The 17,326-nt window shown below is 68.1% G+C and carries 16 protein-coding genes; 9 read left to right on the top strand and 7 right to left on the bottom strand.

Features of this window, described 5'->3' with window-relative positions:
- The first annotated feature begins 24 nt into the window (after positions 1-24).
- The 6 genes from AB0F43_RS19135 (at position 25) to AB0F43_RS19110 (ending at position 7,860) form a co-directional block, all read left to right on the top strand.
- Entirely contained in the window at positions 25-1,530 is a 1,506-nt protein-coding gene (locus AB0F43_RS19135; protein ID WP_360478018.1) for an alpha-N-arabinofuranosidase, read from the top strand.
- Entirely contained in the window at positions 1,527-2,852 is a 1,326-nt protein-coding gene (locus tag AB0F43_RS19130) for an ABC transporter substrate-binding protein (protein WP_360478015.1), read from the top strand. The genes AB0F43_RS19135 and AB0F43_RS19130 overlap by 4 nt, the downstream gene beginning before the upstream one ends.
- Before the next feature lie 2 nt (positions 2,853-2,854).
- On the top strand, positions 2,855-3,796 hold the full coding sequence (locus AB0F43_RS19125) for a sugar ABC transporter permease (protein WP_360478012.1): 942 nt from the start codon (positions 2,855-2,857) through the stop codon (positions 3,794-3,796).
- Positions 3,793-4,620 carry a carbohydrate ABC transporter permease gene (locus AB0F43_RS19120; protein WP_360478009.1) on the top strand — a complete coding sequence of 276 codons (828 nt, stop codon included), beginning with the start codon at positions 3,793-3,795 and terminating at the stop codon, positions 4,618-4,620. Before AB0F43_RS19125 ends, AB0F43_RS19120 begins: the two co-directional genes overlap by 4 nt.
- Before the next feature lie 25 nt (positions 4,621-4,645).
- Positions 4,646-6,868, top strand: a complete 2,223-nt coding sequence (locus AB0F43_RS19115) for a family 43 glycosylhydrolase (protein WP_360478006.1) — start codon at positions 4,646-4,648, stop codon at positions 6,866-6,868.
- 89 nt (positions 6,869-6,957) lie between these two features.
- Positions 6,958-7,860, top strand: a complete 903-nt coding sequence (locus AB0F43_RS19110) for a glycoside hydrolase family 43 protein (RefSeq protein ID WP_360478003.1) — start codon at positions 6,958-6,960, stop codon at positions 7,858-7,860.
- 33 nt (positions 7,861-7,893) lie between these two features.
- On the opposite strand, the gene AB0F43_RS19105 is transcribed toward AB0F43_RS19110, so the two are convergent.
- The gene (locus AB0F43_RS19105) at positions 7,894-9,261 is read right to left on the bottom strand and encodes a PLP-dependent aminotransferase family protein (protein WP_360478000.1); all 1,368 of its coding nucleotides are present in this window, start codon (positions 9,259-9,261) and stop codon (positions 7,894-7,896) included.
- A gap of 187 nt (positions 9,262-9,448) precedes the next feature.
- On the opposite strand from AB0F43_RS19105, the gene AB0F43_RS19100 reads away from it, so the two are divergent.
- On the top strand, positions 9,449-10,138 hold the full coding sequence (locus AB0F43_RS19100; protein WP_360477997.1) for a pyridoxamine 5'-phosphate oxidase family protein: 690 nt from the start codon (positions 9,449-9,451) through the stop codon (positions 10,136-10,138).
- Here the strand turns inward: AB0F43_RS19100 and AB0F43_RS19095 are convergent.
- The 5 genes from AB0F43_RS19095 to AB0F43_RS19075 all read right to left on the bottom strand — a co-directional run bounded on the left by AB0F43_RS19095 (position 10,135) and on the right by AB0F43_RS19075 (position 13,821).
- Entirely contained in the window at positions 10,135-10,926 is a 792-nt protein-coding gene (locus AB0F43_RS19095) for an ABC transporter permease (RefSeq protein ID WP_360477994.1), read from the bottom strand. The two genes, AB0F43_RS19100 and AB0F43_RS19095, sit on opposite strands and share 4 nt — an antisense overlap.
- A complete protein-coding gene (locus tag AB0F43_RS19090) occupies positions 10,923-11,876 on the bottom strand; it encodes an ATP-binding cassette domain-containing protein (RefSeq protein WP_360477991.1) in 954 nt (317 codons plus the stop codon). Before AB0F43_RS19090 ends, AB0F43_RS19095 begins: the two co-directional genes overlap by 4 nt.
- A 137-nt stretch (positions 11,877-12,013) precedes the next feature.
- A complete protein-coding gene (locus tag AB0F43_RS19085; RefSeq protein ID WP_360477988.1) occupies positions 12,014-12,538 on the bottom strand; it encodes an EXLDI protein in 525 nt (174 codons plus the stop codon).
- A gap of 71 nt (positions 12,539-12,609) precedes the next feature.
- Complete coding sequence (locus tag AB0F43_RS19080; RefSeq protein ID WP_360477985.1) at positions 12,610-13,218, bottom strand: hypothetical protein; 609 nt, start codon at positions 13,216-13,218, stop codon at positions 12,610-12,612.
- 342 nt (positions 13,219-13,560) lie between these two features.
- Positions 13,561-13,821, bottom strand: a complete 261-nt coding sequence (locus AB0F43_RS19075) for a cell division protein CrgA (RefSeq protein ID WP_360477982.1) — start codon at positions 13,819-13,821, stop codon at positions 13,561-13,563.
- A gap of 112 nt (positions 13,822-13,933) precedes the next feature.
- Here AB0F43_RS19075 and AB0F43_RS19070 point away from each other — a divergent pair, with 112 nt between their 5' ends.
- Positions 13,934-14,704 (top strand): DUF881 domain-containing protein, encoded by a 771-nt coding sequence (locus AB0F43_RS19070; RefSeq protein ID WP_360477980.1) that lies wholly within the window; start codon positions 13,934-13,936, stop codon positions 14,702-14,704.
- Between the two features lie 17 nt (positions 14,705-14,721).
- Positions 14,722-15,339, top strand: coding sequence for an aminodeoxychorismate/anthranilate synthase component II (locus tag AB0F43_RS19065; RefSeq protein ID WP_360477977.1), 618 nt, complete (start codon positions 14,722-14,724; stop codon positions 15,337-15,339).
- A 51-nt stretch (positions 15,340-15,390) separates the two neighbouring features.
- Here AB0F43_RS19065 and pknB read toward each other — a convergent pair whose 3' ends face one another.
- Positions 15,391-17,223, bottom strand: coding sequence for a Stk1 family PASTA domain-containing Ser/Thr kinase (gene pknB / locus AB0F43_RS19060; protein ID WP_360477974.1), 1,833 nt, complete (start codon positions 17,221-17,223; stop codon positions 15,391-15,393).
- Positions 17,224-17,326 lie beyond the last annotated feature (103 nt).

Raw genomic sequence — 17,326 nt, 5'->3', positions numbered from 1 at the left:
TTGTAAAGACTGCCAGGAGGCTTTGTGGCACGGCTTGTGGTGGATCCCGCGTTCGTCGTCGGGACGCTTGACCGGCGCCTGTTCGGCTCGTTCATCGAGCACATGGGCCGCTGCGTCTACACGGGGATCTACGAGCCCGGGCATCCGGCCGCGGACGCAGACGGCTTCCGGCAGGACGTCCTGGAGCTGGTCCGCGAGCTGGGAGTGACCGCGATCCGCTACCCCGGCGGCAACTTCGTCTCGAACTACGACTGGGAGGACGGCGTCGGGCCGAAGGAGCGGCGGCCGCGCCGGCTGGACCTGGCCTGGCGGGCGATCGAGCCGAACCAGTTCGGCACCGACGAGTTCGTCGCCTGGTCCCGCAAGGCGGACGTCGAGCCGATCTGGGCGGTGAACCTCGGCACCCGCGGGATCAAGGCAGCGGTCGAGCTGCTGGAGTACTGCAACCTCCCGGCCGGCACCGAGCTGCCCGACCGCCGGGTGGCCAACGGCAACCCGGATCCGCACGACATCAGAGTGTGGTGCCTCGGCAACGAGATGGACGGCCCCTGGCAGATCGGTCACAAGACCGCCGAGGAGTACGCCCGGCTGGCCGAGGAGACCGCGAACGCGATGCGCCGGGTCGACCCCGGCCTCGAGCTGGTCGCCTGCGGTTCGAGCAACGCCGGGATGCCGACCTTCGGCGAGTGGGAGCGCGTCGTGCTGGAGCGCACCTACGACCTGGTCGACCACATCAGCCTGCACGCGTACTACGAGCCGAAGAACGGCGACCAGGCGAGCTTCCTGGCCGCGGCCGAGGAGATGGACCGGATGATCACCGCGGTGGTTGCGACCGCGGACCACGTCAAGGCGCTCAAGCGCAGCGACAAGGAGCTCACCTTGTCGTTCGACGAGTGGAACGTCTGGTACCAGCAGGACTTCCCGGGCGAGCTCGGTCTCGGCATCCGCGAGGTGGGCCCGCTGATCGAGGACACCTACACCGTCGACGACGCGGTCGTGGTCGGCAGTCTGCTGATCACCCTGCTCCGGCACGCCGACCGGGTGAAGATCGCTTGCCTCGCGCAACTGGTCAACGTGATCGGCCCGATCCGCACCGAACAGGGCGGCCGCGCCTGGCGGCAGACCATCTTCCACCCGTTCGCACTGACCGCGAAGTACGCCGGACCGACCATCCTGCGGACCGCGGTCGCTGGCGGTCCCGATCTGGACACCGCCGCGTTCGGCCGCGTCCCGGCCCTGTGGAGCACGGCGACGTACGACGAGAACACCCGGGAGCTGGCGGTGTTCGTGGTGAACCGGAGTGAGACCGACAAGGTCGACCTGGAGATCCCGTTGGCGCCTGGGTACCGGGTGATCGAGCACCTCGCTCTCCATGACCACGATCGGGCCGCGGTGAACACCGCGGACGACCCGGACCGGGTGGTGCCCCGGGCCGTCAACGATACGGAAGTCGTCGACGGCAACTGCACCGCCACGTTGCCCCCTGCCTCGTGGCACCTGATCAGGATCTCCACTGGAGGAACAGCATGAACACCATCAGCCGGCGACTAGTCCTGGGTGGTATCGGTGCGGCCGGTGCGGTCGGCGTCCTGGCCGGCTGCGGCGAAGGCTCGTCCGGGCCGGGGGCAGGCCCGGCCGCCGGAGACGGCGGTGCGAAGGGCTACGAAGGCCCTAATGTCGAGCTCGACTTCTGGAACGGCTTCACCGGCGGTGACGGCCCGTTCATGCGCAAGCTGGTCGACCAGTTCAACAGCGAGCACGGCAACATCAAGGTCAAGATGACCGTGATGCAGTGGGCCGACTACTACACGAAGCTGCCCACCGCGGTCGGCAGCGGCCGGGGCCCCGCCGTCGCGATCATGCACGTGGACTCGCTGGCCACCAACGCGGCCCGCAACGTGATCGAGCCGCTGGACGACGTCGCGAAGGCGCTCGAACTCAAGCAGGAAGACTTCTCCGAGGTCGTCTGGAAGGCCGGCGAGTTCAACGGCAAGCGGTACGGCATCCCGCTGGACGTGCACCCGCTGGGCTTCTTCTACAACAAGACGGTGATGACCCAGGCGGGACTCGACCCGGCGAAGCCGCCGACGAACGCGGACGAGTACGCCGCGGCCCTGGATGCGCTCAAGGGCAAGGGGATCCAGGGTCACTGGGCCACCCCGTTCCCGTTCACCGGCGTACTGACCGTGCAGGCGCTGCTCTGGCAGTTCGGCGGCGACCTGTTCAACGACGACGCGTCGAAGGCGACCTGGCACGAGGAGCCGGGCGTCAAGGGGCTGAGCTGGTTCGTCGACCTGGTGAAGAACGGGCACAGCCCGAAGAACGTCGCGCAGGACGCCGACAACATCGCGGTGATGAACGGCAAGAACGCCTTTGTCTGGAACGGCATCTGGAACATCAACACGTTCAAGGAGAAGAAGGGCCTGGAGTGGGGTGTGGCGCCGCTGCCCACCATCGGTGACGAGAAGGCGGCCTGGGCCGGATCGCACCAGTTCGTGCTGCCCAAGCTGAAGACGCCGGACCAGAACAAGTCCACCGCGGCGCGGGTGTTCGTCAACTACATCAGCCAGAAGTCGCTGGAGTGGGCCAAGGGCGGACAGGTGCCGGCCCGCAAGCAGGTGCGCGAGTCGGCGGAGTTCAAGGCGCTGCCGGAGCAGGCGACCCTCGCCACCCAGATCGACGACCTCCACTTCCCGCCGGCGGTGCCGGGTATCGGTGACGCGCTGAACGAGATGAACAAGGCGGTCAACGAGGCGGTGCTGCTGAAGGCCGAGCCGGCCAAGGCGCTGAGTGACGCGGCCGGCCGGGCGGACAAGATCCTGGAGGCGAACCGCAAGAAGTACGGCGCGTAGCCATGGCGGTTCAGGCAGAGGCGGGTGCGATCCGCAGGCGTCGCACCCGCGGGTCGACCGCGGTCCGCGGGTACGGCCGCGCGACGCCGTACCTGTTCCTCGCTCCCTACCTGCTGCTGTTTCTGGTCTTCGTGATCGGTCCGGCCCTGTTCGGCATCTGGATGAGTCTGCACGACTGGGACTTCCAGCTGCCGCGCAAACCGTTCGTCGGGCTGCAGAACTACAAGGACCTGTTCGACCCGCTGTCCGCGACGGCCGAGCCGTTCTGGCACGGCATGCGGGCGACCGGGATCTTCACGGTCGCGTCGGTGCCGTTCCTGGTGGCGCTGCCCCTCGCGCTGGCCGTGCTGCTCAACCGGAAGTTCCCGGGCCGGACGTTCTTCCGGGCCGTGTACTTCGCGCCGTTCGTCCTTGGTGTAGCGGTCATCGGCCTGATGTTCCGCTACATCCTGGACACCAGCTTCGGCATCCTGAACGCCTTCCTCGGCCTGTTCGGCATCCCGGAGATTGGCTGGACGACCGATCAGCCATGGGCCTGGATCGCCCTGGTCGGGGTGACGGTGTGGTGGACGGCGGGGTTCAACTCGATCATCTACCTGGCCGGACTCCAGGACATCCCGGCCGAGCAGTACGAGGCGGCCGAGCTGGACGGGGCGAACACCTGGCAGCAGTTCCGCAACGTCACGCTGCCCGGGCTCCGGCCGGTGACCGTGTTCATCATCACGATCACGCTGCTGGCCAGCGCGAACATGTTCGGTCAGTCGCTGCTGATCACGCAGGGCGGACCGGGTGACTCGACCAGGACGGCGTTGATGGTGATCACCGACACCGGGTTCGGCCAGTTCCGGATGGGACAGGCGACGGCGATGAGCTACCTGCTGACGCTCGCCCTGACGATCGCCTCACTGATCGTCTTCGCCTTGATGAGGGAGCGGAAGTCATGAGGCGCCGGCCGTCTGTCGCGTTCTGGATCCTGGTGGTCCTGCTGATGCTGCTGGTCGTGCTGCCGCTGCTGTGGATGGTGATCACCTCGTTCAAGTCGATCGGGGAGTCACAGTCGACTCCGCCGACCCTGGTCCCGGAGGACCCGACCGGCCGCGCGTACGGGGAAGTACTCACCACCGGCGGGCAGAACCCGGTCCTGAGGTGGGCGCTGAACAGCTTCGCCGCGGCCACCCTGCACGCGCTGCTCGTGGTGGTGGTGGCGTCGATGGCCGGCTATGCCCTGGCTCGGATGGACTTCCGCTTCAAGCGGCCGATGTTCGCGGTCATCCTGCTGACTCTGTTCGTGCCGAGTTTCGTGTTCCTGATGCCCAACTACCTGCTGATGGATCAGTTGCGCTGGCTGGACACGTTGTGGGCGCTCGTCGTACCCGGTGCCGCCGGGGCGTTCGGGGTCTTCTTCATGCGGCAGTTCTTCCTCGCCATCCCGAAGGAGCTCGAGGAGGTCGCGATGATCGACGGCGCGGGCGCCTGGACCGTCTTCACCCGGATCATCCTGCCCAACGCCAAACCGGCCCTGGCGACGTTGACCGTGCTGTCGTTCCTGACGAACTGGAACGACTTCATCTGGCCGCTGTTCGTGCTGTTCAGCCCCGAGCGGCTCACCCTGCCGGCCGGTTTGTCCTTGCTGCAGGGGGCCTACACGACCGACTACCCGGTGATCATGGCCGGCGCGACCGTGGCCGCCGTACCGGTGCTGATCCTCTATGTGTTCGTCCAGAGGTACGTGATCGAGGGTGTCGCGCGCAGCGGCATCAAAGGTTGACATCAGTCCGAGAGGGGACCCGCCCGTGCCCAAACTCCTTGCCGCAGTGTGTGCTGTGGCCGCGGTGGCAGCCGGTACCGCAGTTGGTTATCCGGCCGCCACCGCGGCACCGCCGCCGGTCACCACGACCAACGCCATCTCGTCGAGCTTTGCCGACACGTTCGCCGATCCGTCCATCATCCAAGGCCGCGACGGCTACTGGTACGCCTACGCCACCTCCGACCCGTTGGTGGCCAACGGCCCGTTCGGCCTGATGCACATGGCCCGGACCAAGGACTTCAGCTCCTGGGAATACCTCGGCACCGTCTTCAACGACCAGACCAAGCCTGCCTGGGCGGCGCCCGGCTCGTTCTTCTGGGCGCCTGACATCCGGTACTTCGACGGCCGGTACGTCATGTACTTCACCGTCACCGACACCGCGGCCAACCCTGGTGGCGATCCCGCGATCGGCGTGGCCACCGCGCCGACCCCGGCGGGACCGTGGACCGCGACGGACGGCCCGGTCGTCACCCCCAAGCCGGACGGCAACGGCGGCTACTTCGGCACCATCGACCCGGCGCTGCTCACCGCCGCCGACGGCAAGCGGTACCTGTACTACGGCGGTTTCTACGGCGGCATCTCCGTCACCGAGGTCTCGGCGGACGGCCTGCACGCGGTGGGTTCACCGACGCAGGTGACGATCGGCGACCGCTACGAGGGCGCGTACGCCGTCTACCGCGACGGCTGGTACTACCTGATGGGCTCGTCGATGAACTGCTGCGCCGGCCCGACGACCGGCTACTCGGTGTTCGCCGGCCGGTCCCGCTCTCCGCGTGGACCGTTCGTGGACGCCGACGGCGCCACGCTGACGGACTCGCGGGTCGGCGGTACGACGGTCATCACGCAGAACGGCAACAAGTGGATCGGACCCGGCCACCATGCGTTCATGACGGACGCGGCCGGGCAGGACCACATCGTCTACCACGCGATCGACCGCGGTACGCCGTGGCTGACCGACCCGTTCGGGATCAACCGGCGGCCGATGCTGATCGACCGGATCGACTGGATCGACGGCTGGCCGCGGACGCGGGCCGGTCTTGGACCGTCCGAGGGACCGGTGCCCGCGCCGACGACTGGGTCAGGCCTTGGTATCGACGCAGCCGACCCGGCGGGCGGACTCGTCGGTGCGGCGAGGCGGCCCGGTGACGCACTTGGTGGTCCGACCGCCTCGATCTCCGGTGCGGCGTGGACGCGGCAGGCGGCTCCGGCGGGGTCGCCGCGCGTCGAGGCCGATGTGCGGCTGGGGAAGCACTTCACCACGGTGCTCGGCGATGGCGCGGTCGTCGCGTCGGTGTCAGGCGACAAGATCACCATCGTGGCCGGTCGACGTACCGCATCCGCTGTCCTGCCGGCCGGCTTCGACCGGTCCGACTGGAACAAGCTGATCGTGCAGGTGGCCGGATCCACGGTCACCGCCCGGATCAACGACGCCGGCCTGGGTGACGTGTACGCCGAGGCGCGGCTCGTCGTACCCGGTCTGTCGGTGAAGTCGGCGCCGGTGCGGTGGCTCGGGTCGGCCGAGGTGGACAACCTGACCGTGCGGCCGGTGGCACCTCCGGTACGACGACTGGCCGACGTACCGCAGCCGGGGAAGTTGCTGGCTGGTGACGACTTCGACGGCGACTTGGGTTCGGCGTGGTCGTGGGTGCGGCCGGACGCCAAGGCGGTTGTTGCTGATGGCAAGCTCTCGTGGCCGTTGCAGAACGCGGACCTGGTCGGCGGCGGGAACAACGCCGGCCTGCTGTTCCACACCACGCCGTCGACCGACAGGTGGATCGCGGAGACCAAGGTGCACCTCGACCTCGGTGAGGGCGACATCCGCAACTACCAGCAGGCCGGGATGATCGCGTACCTGAACGACAGCGACTTCGCCCGGCTCGGGAACGTCGCGATCTGGCGGACCCGGCAGACCGAGTACGGACGTGAGTTGGTGGCGCGCCCGTCGGACGGGGCGACGTCGTACGGCGGCGCCGCGATCGGGCGGTCGGCGCCGACCCTGTGGATGCGGCTCGCGTACCACCAGAACGCCGCGGGTGAGCATGTGTATCGCGCGGGTACGTCGGTGGACGGGAAGAAGTGGACGTGGGGCGCGTCGTGGGTGCTGCCCGCTGAGGCCCGGCTCGGGTTGTATGCGCACGGTGAGTTCACCGGCGCCGCGGTCCCACCGGTGGCGACGTTCGAGTACCTGCGGTTCTACGAGAGCAAGTAATGAGACACCGTCTGGGGTCGCTGCTGCTGGTCGTGTTGAGTGGCTGCGGCGGCGGTCCCGGCGGTGCCCCATCGGAAGGAGAGACCTCGGTGGGCTTCACCAATCCGGTCTACGACACGAACTTTCCCGATCCGCAGGTGATTGCCGCTGACAACGGCTATTTCGCGTTCGCGACGAACGGACCGCTTGGCAACGTGCAGACGCTGAAGTCGGCCGACCTGGTGTCGTGGGAACAGGTCGGCGACGCGCTGCCGTCGGTGCCTCCGTGGACAACTCCGGGAAAGGTGTGGGCTCCGGAGGTCGCCGTCCATGCGCCTGATCGGTACGTCATGTACTACACGACGTCCGACGACGCGTCCCACCGTCAGTGCATCGGGGTCGCGGTCGCAGCGAGGCCGGCGGGGCCATATGTCGACAAATCGTCTAAACCTCTGATCTGTCAGGAGGCCGAGGGCGGTTCGATCGACGCCTCGCCGTTCCAGGACTCGTCCGGGAAGCGCTGGCTGTACTGGAAGAACGACGGCAACGCGATCGGCGTCGACACCTGGATCTACGTCTCCGAGCTGTCACCCGACGGTCTCGAGCTGACTGGTCCCGTCCACCGCCTGATCAAGCAGGATCTGCCGTGGGAGGGCCAGTTGGTGGAGGCGCCGTACATGGTCGAACGGTCCGGCAAGTTCCACCTCTTCTACTCCGCCAACGCCTACGACAAGGCGTCGTACGCCGTCGGCCACGCGCTGTGTGAATCTCCGACCGGCCCGTGCACGAAGTCCGGCGACCCCATCCTGACCAGCTCGGACGACGCGGCCGGCCCCGGCCACAACATGGTCCTGCTGAAGGACAACCGTTACTGGTTCATCTACCACGCCTGGGACCCGGCCGCCGTCGGCCTCGATCCACCCGGCCGCACCATGTGGCTCTCCGAGCTGACCTGGACAGCCGACACCCCGGTCGTCCAACCACCGATGCGCAACAACCCGAACCGCCCATAACCTCCAGAACCGCAGGCGAGGTGCTGGATCCGCTCAACGGCGGCTGAGCACCTCGGTCAGGATTGCCAGGGCTTTGTGCAGGTTCTCGGTCGACGGGGTTGCGTAGCCGATGACCAGGCCGGGTGGACCGGGAGTTGAGCGGCGGTACTCGGACAGCGGTGCGATGACCACTCCGGCCGTGCGTGCTTCGGCGACGAGTTGCCGGTCGTCGACGTGGTCCGGGAGCAGCAAGGTGATGTGGAGGCCGGCGTCCTGGCCGACGATCTGGCCGTAGGGGGAAAGCACTGTGCAGGTGTGAGTGCGGCGGTCGGCGTAGAGGCGGCGGGCTCGGCGGACGGCCTGGTCCAGGTAGCCGTCGCGCAGCATGGCGAGGAGGGCGGCCTGCATCGGCCACCCGGCCCAGTCGCCTGCCTCGGCGCGGAAGTCGGCGAGACGGTCGACCATCGTGTCGGAGGCGACCAGCCAGCCGAGGCGGAGTGCGGGGCTGAGCGTCTTCGACAGGGTGCCCAGGTGGACGACGCGATCCAGGTCGAGTTGGGCGAGGGCGGGCAACGGGGCGACGTCGTACCGGAACTCGCTGTCGTAGTCATCCTCGATCAGCATCGCCCCGGTCCGGCGCGCCCACCGGATCAGTTCGTTGCGCCGGGCAACGGGTAGCCGGCCGCCGAGCGGGTACTGGTGCGACGGCGTGACGTACGCCGCCGGGACGTCGTCGGTCAGCGCGGACACCCGCAGGCCGTCGGAGTCCACCGGTACGTCGACGATCTCGAGCCGGTGGTCCCGGGCGGCGACGACCGCGTTGAGGTAGCCGGGGTCCTCGATCGCGATCCGGTCGCCGGGCCGGCGGGTGACCGCGAGCAGCAGCCGGAGCCCGTGGACGGTGCCGTTGGTGATCAGCAGGTTCTCCGGTCCGCACGCGATCCCGCGGACCCGGCGGACGTGCTCGGCCAATGCCTCCCGGAGTGCGGGCAGTCCCGCCGCTTCGTCGTACCCGGGTGGCGGGGACTGTGTCGACACCTCGCGCCAGGCGCGACGCCAGCCGGGATCCGGCGTCGGCCCGATGTACGGGATGCCGGGTCGCAGCGTGAGCAGCTCCGGCTCTGCCGCGGGCAGGGCCGCGGCACGTCGCCGTACGGCGGGCTGCAGCGGCGCGACGTCCGTGACGTAGGTCCCGGCACCGGTGCGGCCCTCGATCCAGCCCTCGGCATGGAGTTGGTCGTACGCCGCCTGCGCCACCGACCGCGAGACGGACAGATCCTTGGCCAGGTCCCGGGTGGACGGCAGCCGGTGGCCCGCCTGGAGCCGGCCGTCCCGGATCGCGGCGCGGAACTGCTCGGCCAGCTGCAGGTGCAGCGGCAGCTGGTCGGCGCGATCGAGGATCAGCGGCAGCGAGCTCTGCACGAATGGACTACCTGATTCGGTCGGGAATGGACCGTGCCAGCATGCCACTGATCCCCGAATCTGGTGACATGACAGTGTTGAATGCCGCGCTGCCGCGCGGCGGGTCATGGGGCTTTGACTCCCGCCCTTCCCTCGTCGCTTCGGTCGCTTCGCTCCCTCCGCTCCTCAGTCCAGGCCGGGAGGCCCCATGACCGTGCTGACCACCACGCCGCTGCAGCCGACCGACCGGACCTCCCTGCGGCGCTCGAAGGAGCGTGCCGCGACCGACCGCGAGGCCCTGTACGACGTACTGCTCGACGGAATGTTCTGCCACCTGGGTGTCGTGGTGAACGGAGATCCGCTCGTGCTGCCGACGGCGTACGGCGTGGACTTCGACCGAGGGCCCGACGGCACGCTGTACCTTCATGGCTCGGTCGCCTCGCGCAGTGTGGTCGCGGCACCGCAGCAGACCATCTGCGTCACCGTCACTCACGCCGATGGCCTGGTCCTGGCCCGGTCGGCCTTCCACCACTCGGTCAACTACCGGTCGGCGGTCGTCTTCGGCGTACCGCGGCTGGTGACCGATCCGGACGAGAAGCTGCACGGGCTCAACCGGATCGTCGACCACCTGGTCCCCGGCCGATCGAGCGCCGTCCGGCCACCCAACCGCAAGGAACTCGCGAAGACGTCGGTCCTGGCCCTGTCTCTGAGCGAAGCCTCGGTCAAGACGCGTTCCGGGGCGGCCAACGACGAGGAGCAGGATCTCGACCTGCCCTACTGGACTGGCGTGATCCCGCTCCAGGTCGTGGCCGGCGAACCTGTCACCAACCCTGACTGCGACTTGCGTGTTCCTGAGCACGTCCGCACGCGGGCGAAGCTGCTCGGTTCGTCGTCCTAGGCCACCGTGCCCTTGTTGTAGCTCTTCTGGGCCCAGAAGTAGCCGACCAGCGCGATGGCCGCGCACCAGGCGAGGGCGATCCAGCCGGTGCCGCTGTCCATCGGCGTTCCGAGCAGCAGATGCCGCAGGGTGTCGATGATCGGGGTGAACGGCTGGTACTCGGCGAACAAGCGGATGCCGCTCGGCATCGACTCCAGCGGGATGAAGGTGTTGCTCAGGAAGGGCAGCAGCAAGCTGATCGGCAGGACGACGTTGCTGGCGCCCTCCGGGGTCTTGCTGGTCAGCCCCAGGGCGATCGCGAACCAGGTCAGGGCGACGGTCAACGCGACCATCAACCCGCTCGCCAGCAGCCAGTCCACCAGGGACGCGTTCGGGCGGAACCCGATCAGGACGGCGAAGCCGACCACCAGGGCCAGGCTGACGATCGTCAGGATCACGTTGCCCAGCACGTGCCCGGTCAGCACGGCCGGCCGGAAGATCGCCATTGTCCGGAACCTGGCCACGATGCCCTCGGTCAGGTCGGTGCAGGCGGCGACCGCGGGGGACATCGTCCCGGACGCGATCGACATCAGCAGGATGCCCGGGGTGAGGAAGTCGATGTAGTCAAAGCCCCTCCCCGCGCCGAGACCGGCCGAGAAGGTGTCGCCGAAGACGAGGCCGAACAGCAGCATCATCACGACGGGCATCCCGAGGGCACCGAGCGACAGGCCGGGGTAGCGCAGGGCGTGCCGCAGGTTGCGGCGCAGCATCGTGGCGGTGTCGGCCATCGGGTAGGAAACGGTGCTCATCGGCTCGTCACTTTCTCGTCGTCGCTGGTGGTGGGCTGACCGGTGACGGCGAAGAACACGTCGTCCAGGTCGGGGGTGTGGACGGTCAGCTCGTCCACGTCGAGTGAGGCGTCGTCGATCCGGGCCAGCAGGGCGCGCAGCGAGTGCACGCTGCCGTCGTTCGGCACCTGCAGGACCAGCGCATCCTGGTTCGGCACCGCGGTGGGCAGCACCTGGCCGGCCAGCGCGAACTCCTCCGGCGACGTGAACCGCAGCCGGATGTGCCCGCCGGGAACGAGCCGCTTCAGTTCGTCCGGGGCGCCCTGGGCAACCAGCCGGCCATGGTCCAGTACGGCGATCCGATCGGCGAGCTGATCGGCCTCCTCCAGGTACTGCGTGGTGAGGAAGACGGTGACGCCGGTGGCGACCAGTTCCCGGATCAGCTGCCACATGCTGTGCCGGCTGCGCGGGTCGAGGCCGGTGGTGGGCTCGTCCAGGAAGATGATCCGCGGGCTGCCGACCAGCGTCATGGCGAGGTCGAGCCGGCGCTTCATCCCGCCCGAATACGTCATCGCCAGCTTCTGGCCTGCCTCGACCAGGTCGAACTGCTCGAGCAGCTCGTCCGCCCGGCGCCGGCCCTCCTGGCGGCCGAGGTGGTACAGGTCGGCCATCATGATCAGGTTCTCCCGGCCGGTGAGAAGGCCGTCGACCGCGGAGAACTGGCCGGTGACGCCGATCGAGGCGCGGACCGCCTCCGGGTCCTGGTGCAGGTCGTTTCCGGCCACCCGGATCTCGCCGGCGTCGGCGGTGACCAGGGTGGACAGGATCTGCACCGCGGTGGTCTTGCCGGCGCCGTTCGGGCCGAGCAGGGAGAAGATGGTGCCTTCGGCAACGTTCAGGTCGATGCCGTCGAGCACGCGTTTGTCGCCGTACGACTTGTGCAGACCGCGCACGTCGATTGCTGATGACATGAGAGTTCCTTGGGTGATTTTGGGCAGGGTGAACCCGCCCAGGTGGCCTAAAGGTGTGCGGAGGAGAGATTTTGGGCGCACTGATCCAGCCGAGCCGCCAGGCGCGGTCGGTGGATCAGAGCTGTTCGGTCAGAGGATCAGATGTCGAGGTCCTCCACCGCGGGCTGGTTGGCGGCTTCCTCGACCAGTTCGTAGAGGTCCGCGGGGATCAGTTCACGAAGCTCCTGGACCGTGTCGACCACGTGCAGCGTGGCCTCGCCCTGCGCCATGCTCCAGGACTGGTCGGTGCTCCAGTTGCCGATCCAGGACCGCCAGCCCGACAGGTACTGCTCGTCGTCGGCGCCCTGGGTGAACTGGTGGCGGCGGTCGGCGTGCAGGACGAACTTGCCGGTCCGGCTGCGGTAGACCTTGAAGGCCTCATACCCCGACTTGCTGGACCGGCCGCCTTCGGCGAGCAGGACGCCGGAGAACCGCTGCTTGCGGCCCGCCCCGCGGCCCACCCGCACGGTGATCTCGTCGTACCCCTCGAGTCGGCCTTCCTCCAGCTCGACGTACTTGCGCAGCGCGAGAGAGATCGCCGAGGACAGATTTCCGGCGAGTTCCTGCGCCCGCTTGTAGAGCGGCAGGTCGTCGTCCGACACGTAGATTGTCTTGTTGGGCATGTGTTCTCTCCTCCTACGTAGAACTATACGTAGGAGGTACGTAGATGTCTACATATATCTCTACGTAGATCTCAGCGGGGCGAGTACAGCCAAGGTTGCTTGAGGTCGAAGTACGTCGGCTCGCCGCTGGCCAGCGAGTTCAGCTCCTCCATCTGCGCCTGCAACTCCGGCGGTGGCTCCTTCTTCTCCCCCTCGCGGGCTTGGGCCTCGCTGGTGAAGTAGATCGCCATCGTGTAGTCGCCGTCGTCGTGCAGGGCGGTGACGCTTCCGATGACGTCGGGCCGGAACTCGGCCCACTTGTCGGAGTCCCGCTGCATCAGCTCGCGGGCCCGCTCCGGGTTGCTGCCCTGCCCCTGCATGACCTGGACGAAGCCGGCCGAGTCGGGCTCACCCTGGACGTCGAGGACGACGTCCTCGCTGTCGTGGAAGGTGGCGTCGCCGGTCAGCACCGACGTGAACTCGTGCCACCATTTGTCCTGCGCCGGTGACTCGCTGTTCCGGCGGGCCGCGTCGGCGGACTCGAACCGGGCCAGCGCGACGAATCGTCCGTCCTCGGTGACGCCCGCCGTGGTCCCCAGCCAGCCGGTCGCGTCGGGCGCCAGTTCCTCCATCCACCGGTCGAGCGCCGCGTGCGCCTGCTCGGCGTCTGTCACCTGTCCCTGAATGACCTGAACGAACATCGTGAGACCTCCCCGTCTCTCCAGGCCGCTGGTCGGCAGTTCGACGTTACGCCCGTCGCCCGGCCCCGTCGACGGCTCCGACGCTCAGCGGTCCGGGGTGATCTGTGGAGAGCGGGCGGCCGCGGCCGGCGTGAGAATGCGGGGTGGTGGACGGCTGGCTGTGGCTACGTGAACGGTGTGGAAACCGAGGCCCGCAAACCTGGGTTATCCACAGAATTTGCGGAGTTCGCGCCGGGATTCGTGGAGAAGTCGGGGAGAACCTGGGGACAAGACGCCGAAAAGCTGTGCACAGCTGGGGATACGGGTGTGGATAACTTCACCCCTGTGATTCCCCGCGGCAGCTCAGATCCACTGGGTGGAGACGACGAAGCCGACGGCGATCAGGCCCATACCGATCAGCAGGTTCCAGTTGCCGAGGTCGCTCATCACCGGGATGTCCTGGCCGGCCACGTAGAAGACGACCAGCCAGGCGAGTCCGAGCAGCCAGCAGGCCAGCATCAGCGGAGCAACCCAGACGCGACTGGTGGTGCGCGGCTTCTTCGGCGTCTTCTCCACCTTGACCTTGTCGGTCTTCTTCTTGTTGCGACTGCTCGACTCGGGCACGACTGAACTCCTTGTAAGGACGCATAAGCTGAGCGCTGAAGGTCTCAGACCCGGACCTTCGTCGGGTCCGGTGCGGGTTAGCGTAGTGCAGAGAGCAACATGGAGATCACGGGTGCGTAGGTTGAGGCGAATTTCGCTGTGGCGCGCGGCCGCGCCGCTGGCGCTGCTGTGCGCCGGCCTGCTGTTCGCGACCAGCGCCACCAACGCCAGGGGCACCGACCTGCGCCCTAGTCGCAACACTACGCTCGCCGGGCTGGTGGAGGAACAGAGCCGCCGCAGCGCAAGCCTGGTGCGCCAGCACGCGGCGCTGACGCAGGACATCGAGAAGCTGCAGGCGCAGCAGGGTTCGATCGATCCGAAGCTGGCCGACCAACTCAAGGAGCTCTCCAACCAGGTCGGTACGACGCCTGTCACCGGTCCCGGACTGACCGTCACGCTGAAGGACGCGCCGTCCGAGGTGGTCAAGGAGAACCCGGACGTCGACGCCGACTGGCTGGTGATCCACCAGCAGGACATCCAGGCCGTGGTGAACGCGCTCTGGGCCGGCGGCGCGGACGCGATCTCGATCCAGAACCACCGGGTCATCTCGACCACCGGCATCAAGTGCGTCGGCAACTCTGTCGTCCTGCACGGTGTGCCGTACCTGCCGCCGTACAAGATCACCGCGATCGGGGACCGGCGGAAGCTGCAGAAGGCTCTGGACGACTCGCAGTACATCGACAACCTGCAGGACTACGTGGTGAAGTTCCAGCTCGGCTACGAGGTGAAGAACGAGTCGTCGATCGCGATGCCGGCGTACGAGGGCACCCTCGACCTGCAGAGCGCCACCGTCCCCGGCTTCGAGCGCACCCCTTCGGCCAGCCCCACCGCCAGCGGTCGCTAGCTGTCACAATGGATCGCATGCCGCGGATCCTCGTCGTCGACAACTACGACTCCTTCGTCTACAACCTGGTGCAGTACCTGCAGCAACTGCAGGCCGAGACCACCGTGCTCCGCAACGACGAGGTCACCCCTGACGACGTCACGTCGTACGACGGTGTCCTGCTCTCGCCCGGCCCCGGTACGCCGGAAGAGGCGGGGGCGTGCGTGGACATCGTCAAGGAGAAGGGCGGACAGGTCCCGATCTTCGGCGTCTGCCTGGGCCTGCAAGCCATCGGGGTCGCGTACGGCGGGGTGGTCGGCCGGGCCGACGAGCTGCTGCACGGCAAGACGAGCCAGGTGTTCCACGAGGGCTCCGGTGTGCTCGCCGGGCTGCCGTCACCGTTCACCGCGACGCGGTACCACTCGCTCGCGATCGCCCAGGACACCGTGCCCGCCGAGCTGCAGGTGACGGCCCGGACCGAGGCCGGCGTGATCATGGCGGCCCGGCACCGCGACCTGCCGGTCGAGGGCGTTCAGTTCCACCCGGAGTCCGTGCTCACCGAGGGCGGCCATCGGATGCTCGCCAACTGGCTGGCGATGTGCGGCGACCCGGACGCGGTCGCCCGCTCGGCGGGCATGGCTCCCCTCGTCAGCTGAGACAACAAGAAACCCCCTCGCCGATTGATCCGCGAGGGGGTTTCTTCAGGGTCAGCCGCCGATGGTGATCCCTGGCGTTCCCGGGGTCTCCGACGGGGTCTCCGACGGAGTCTGCGAGGGAGTGGTGGACGGCTCCTCAGGCAGGTTGTTGATCGTGAGCGTGATCAGGCTGCCCTTTGCGGCCTTCGTGCCCGCCTTCGCGCTCTGCTGCAGCACGGTCTGGTCGACCGCGTTCGGGTCCTCCCCCTGCGCGTAACCGACCTTGAAGCCGAGCTCCTTCAGCGCCTTGGTCGCCTCGTCGAACGGCATCGTGACGACGTTCGGAACCTCGACCATCTCCTTGCCGGTGGACACGGTCAGGGTGAACTCGGTGCCGGCCGGGTACTGACCGCTCGGGTCCGGGCTGACCCCCAGCACCGTGCCCTCCTTCTCGCCGCTGTCCTTCTTCTCCGTCTGTTCCTTGACTTTGAAGTTCGCCGCGGTGCCCTCGAGAGCCTTCCGGGCCGAGGACTCGGACTTGCCGATCACATCCGGCACCGGGAATGCGCTGCGGCCGGCCGAGAACACCACGGTGACGGTTGAGTCCTTCTCGGCCTCGGTGCCCGGCTGCGGGGTCTGCGAGATCGCCAGTCCCTTGCCGACCGTGTCACTCGGCTGGGACGGGCCCTGGGCGAACTTCAGGCCCTGCTCGGTCAGCAAGGCGGTCGCCTCGGCCGCCGACTTTCCGCTCACGTCCGGCACCTGGACCTTGGTCGGCGGATTCGCCGTACCGCCGCCGGGGTTGTCCTTGTTCATGTTCGTGAACAGGGCGTAGGCGCCGACCGCGATCGCGACGATGGCCAGGCCGAGCAGGAAGTAGGCGAGGCCACGGTTGCGCCGGGCGCGAGCCGCCTGGGCCTCGTCGATGCCATCGTCCGGCGGCAGCAGGTCGTCACCCGCCGGCTGCTCGTACGCCTGAGTCGCCGCGGTCGGGGCATAGGCCGCCGGAATCGCGCGGGTCTCGGCGACCGCGGCCATCGGCGCGGTCACCTGCTGACCGGCCAGCACCCGGTGGATGTCCTGCCGCATCTCGGCGGCGCTCTGGTACCGCTCCTCGCGGCTCTTGGCCAGCGCCTTGAGGACGACCGCGTCGACCTCCGGCGGGATGTCGGGGTCGAACGACGACGGCGGCAGCGCCTGCTCCCGGACGTGCTGGTAGGCCACCGACACCGGCGACTCACCGACGAACGGCGGCCGCCCGGTGAGCAGCTCGTACAGCAGGCAGCCGGTCGAGTACAGGTCGGAGCGGGCGTCGACGGTCTCACCGCGGGCCTGCTCGGGAGACAGGTACTGCGCCGTACCGATGACGGCCGCCGTCTGGGTCATCGTCGACGAGGTGTCGGCGACCGCCCGGGCGATGCCGAAGTCCATCACCTTGACCTGGCCCTGCGGGGTCAGCATCACGTTCCCGGGCTTGATGTCGCGGTGGACGATGCCGGCCCGGTGGCTGTAGTCGAGCGCCTCGAGCACGCCGGAGGTGATCTCCAGTGCCCGCTCGGGCATGATCTTGCGGCCCTCACGGATCAGGTCCCGCAGCGTCTTGCCGGTCACCAACTCCATCACGATGTACGGAATGGTGACGCCGGATCCGTTCGGGTCCGGCTCCTCGCCGGTGTCGTAGACCGACACGATGGTCGGGTGGTTCAGCGAGGCGGCCGACTGGGCCTCCCGGCGGAATCGGGCCTGGAAGGTGGCGTCACTGGCCAGGTCGACCCGCAGCCGCTTGATCGCGACGGCCCGGCCGAGCCGGTTGTCGACGCCCCTGCGGACATCGGCCATGCCGCCGCGGCCGAGCGGTTCGCCTTCTTCGTATCGGCCGCCGACGAGACGTGCCTGCGATGTCATGACTCAGCCTTCCAACCTGTCCGGAAACACACTCAACTTGCCCACGGTAGCGGCCGCCACACGTGGATCCCCGTTGGAAAGACGCACTGTCACAGCATCATTC

Source organism: Kribbella sp. NPDC023972 (assembly GCF_040639075.1).
GTDB lineage: Bacteria > Actinomycetota > Actinomycetes > Propionibacteriales > Kribbellaceae > Kribbella.
The sequence above is the reverse complement of the archived record's forward strand: the minus strand, read 5'-3'. Positions and strand labels throughout refer to the sequence as shown.

Excerpts from the sequence above, each read along its gene's own strand:
- AB0F43_RS19125 (WP_360478012.1), top strand. The coding sequence starts at position 2,855 with ATGGCGGTTCAGGCAGAGGCGGGTGCGATCCGCAGGCGTCGCACCCGC.
- AB0F43_RS19085 (WP_360477988.1), bottom strand. The coding sequence starts at position 12,538 with ATGCCCAACAAGACAATCTACGTGTCGGACGACGACCTGCCGCTCTAC.
- AB0F43_RS19095 (WP_360477994.1), bottom strand. The coding sequence starts at position 10,926 with ATGAGCACCGTTTCCTACCCGATGGCCGACACCGCCACGATGCTGCGC.
- AB0F43_RS19065 (WP_360477977.1), top strand. The coding sequence starts at position 14,722 with ATGCCGCGGATCCTCGTCGTCGACAACTACGACTCCTTCGTCTACAAC.
- AB0F43_RS19100 (WP_360477997.1), top strand. The coding sequence starts at position 9,449 with ATGACCGTGCTGACCACCACGCCGCTGCAGCCGACCGACCGGACCTCC.
- AB0F43_RS19090 (WP_360477991.1), bottom strand. The coding sequence starts at position 11,876 with ATGTCATCAGCAATCGACGTGCGCGGTCTGCACAAGTCGTACGGCGAC.
- AB0F43_RS19120 (WP_360478009.1), top strand. The coding sequence starts at position 3,793 with ATGAGGCGCCGGCCGTCTGTCGCGTTCTGGATCCTGGTGGTCCTGCTG.
- AB0F43_RS19080 (WP_360477985.1), bottom strand. The coding sequence starts at position 13,218 with ATGTTCGTTCAGGTCATTCAGGGACAGGTGACAGACGCCGAGCAGGCG.
- pknB (WP_360477974.1), bottom strand. The coding sequence starts at position 17,223 with ATGACATCGCAGGCACGTCTCGTCGGCGGCCGATACGAAGAAGGCGAA.
- AB0F43_RS19130 (WP_360478015.1), top strand. The coding sequence starts at position 1,527 with ATGAACACCATCAGCCGGCGACTAGTCCTGGGTGGTATCGGTGCGGCC.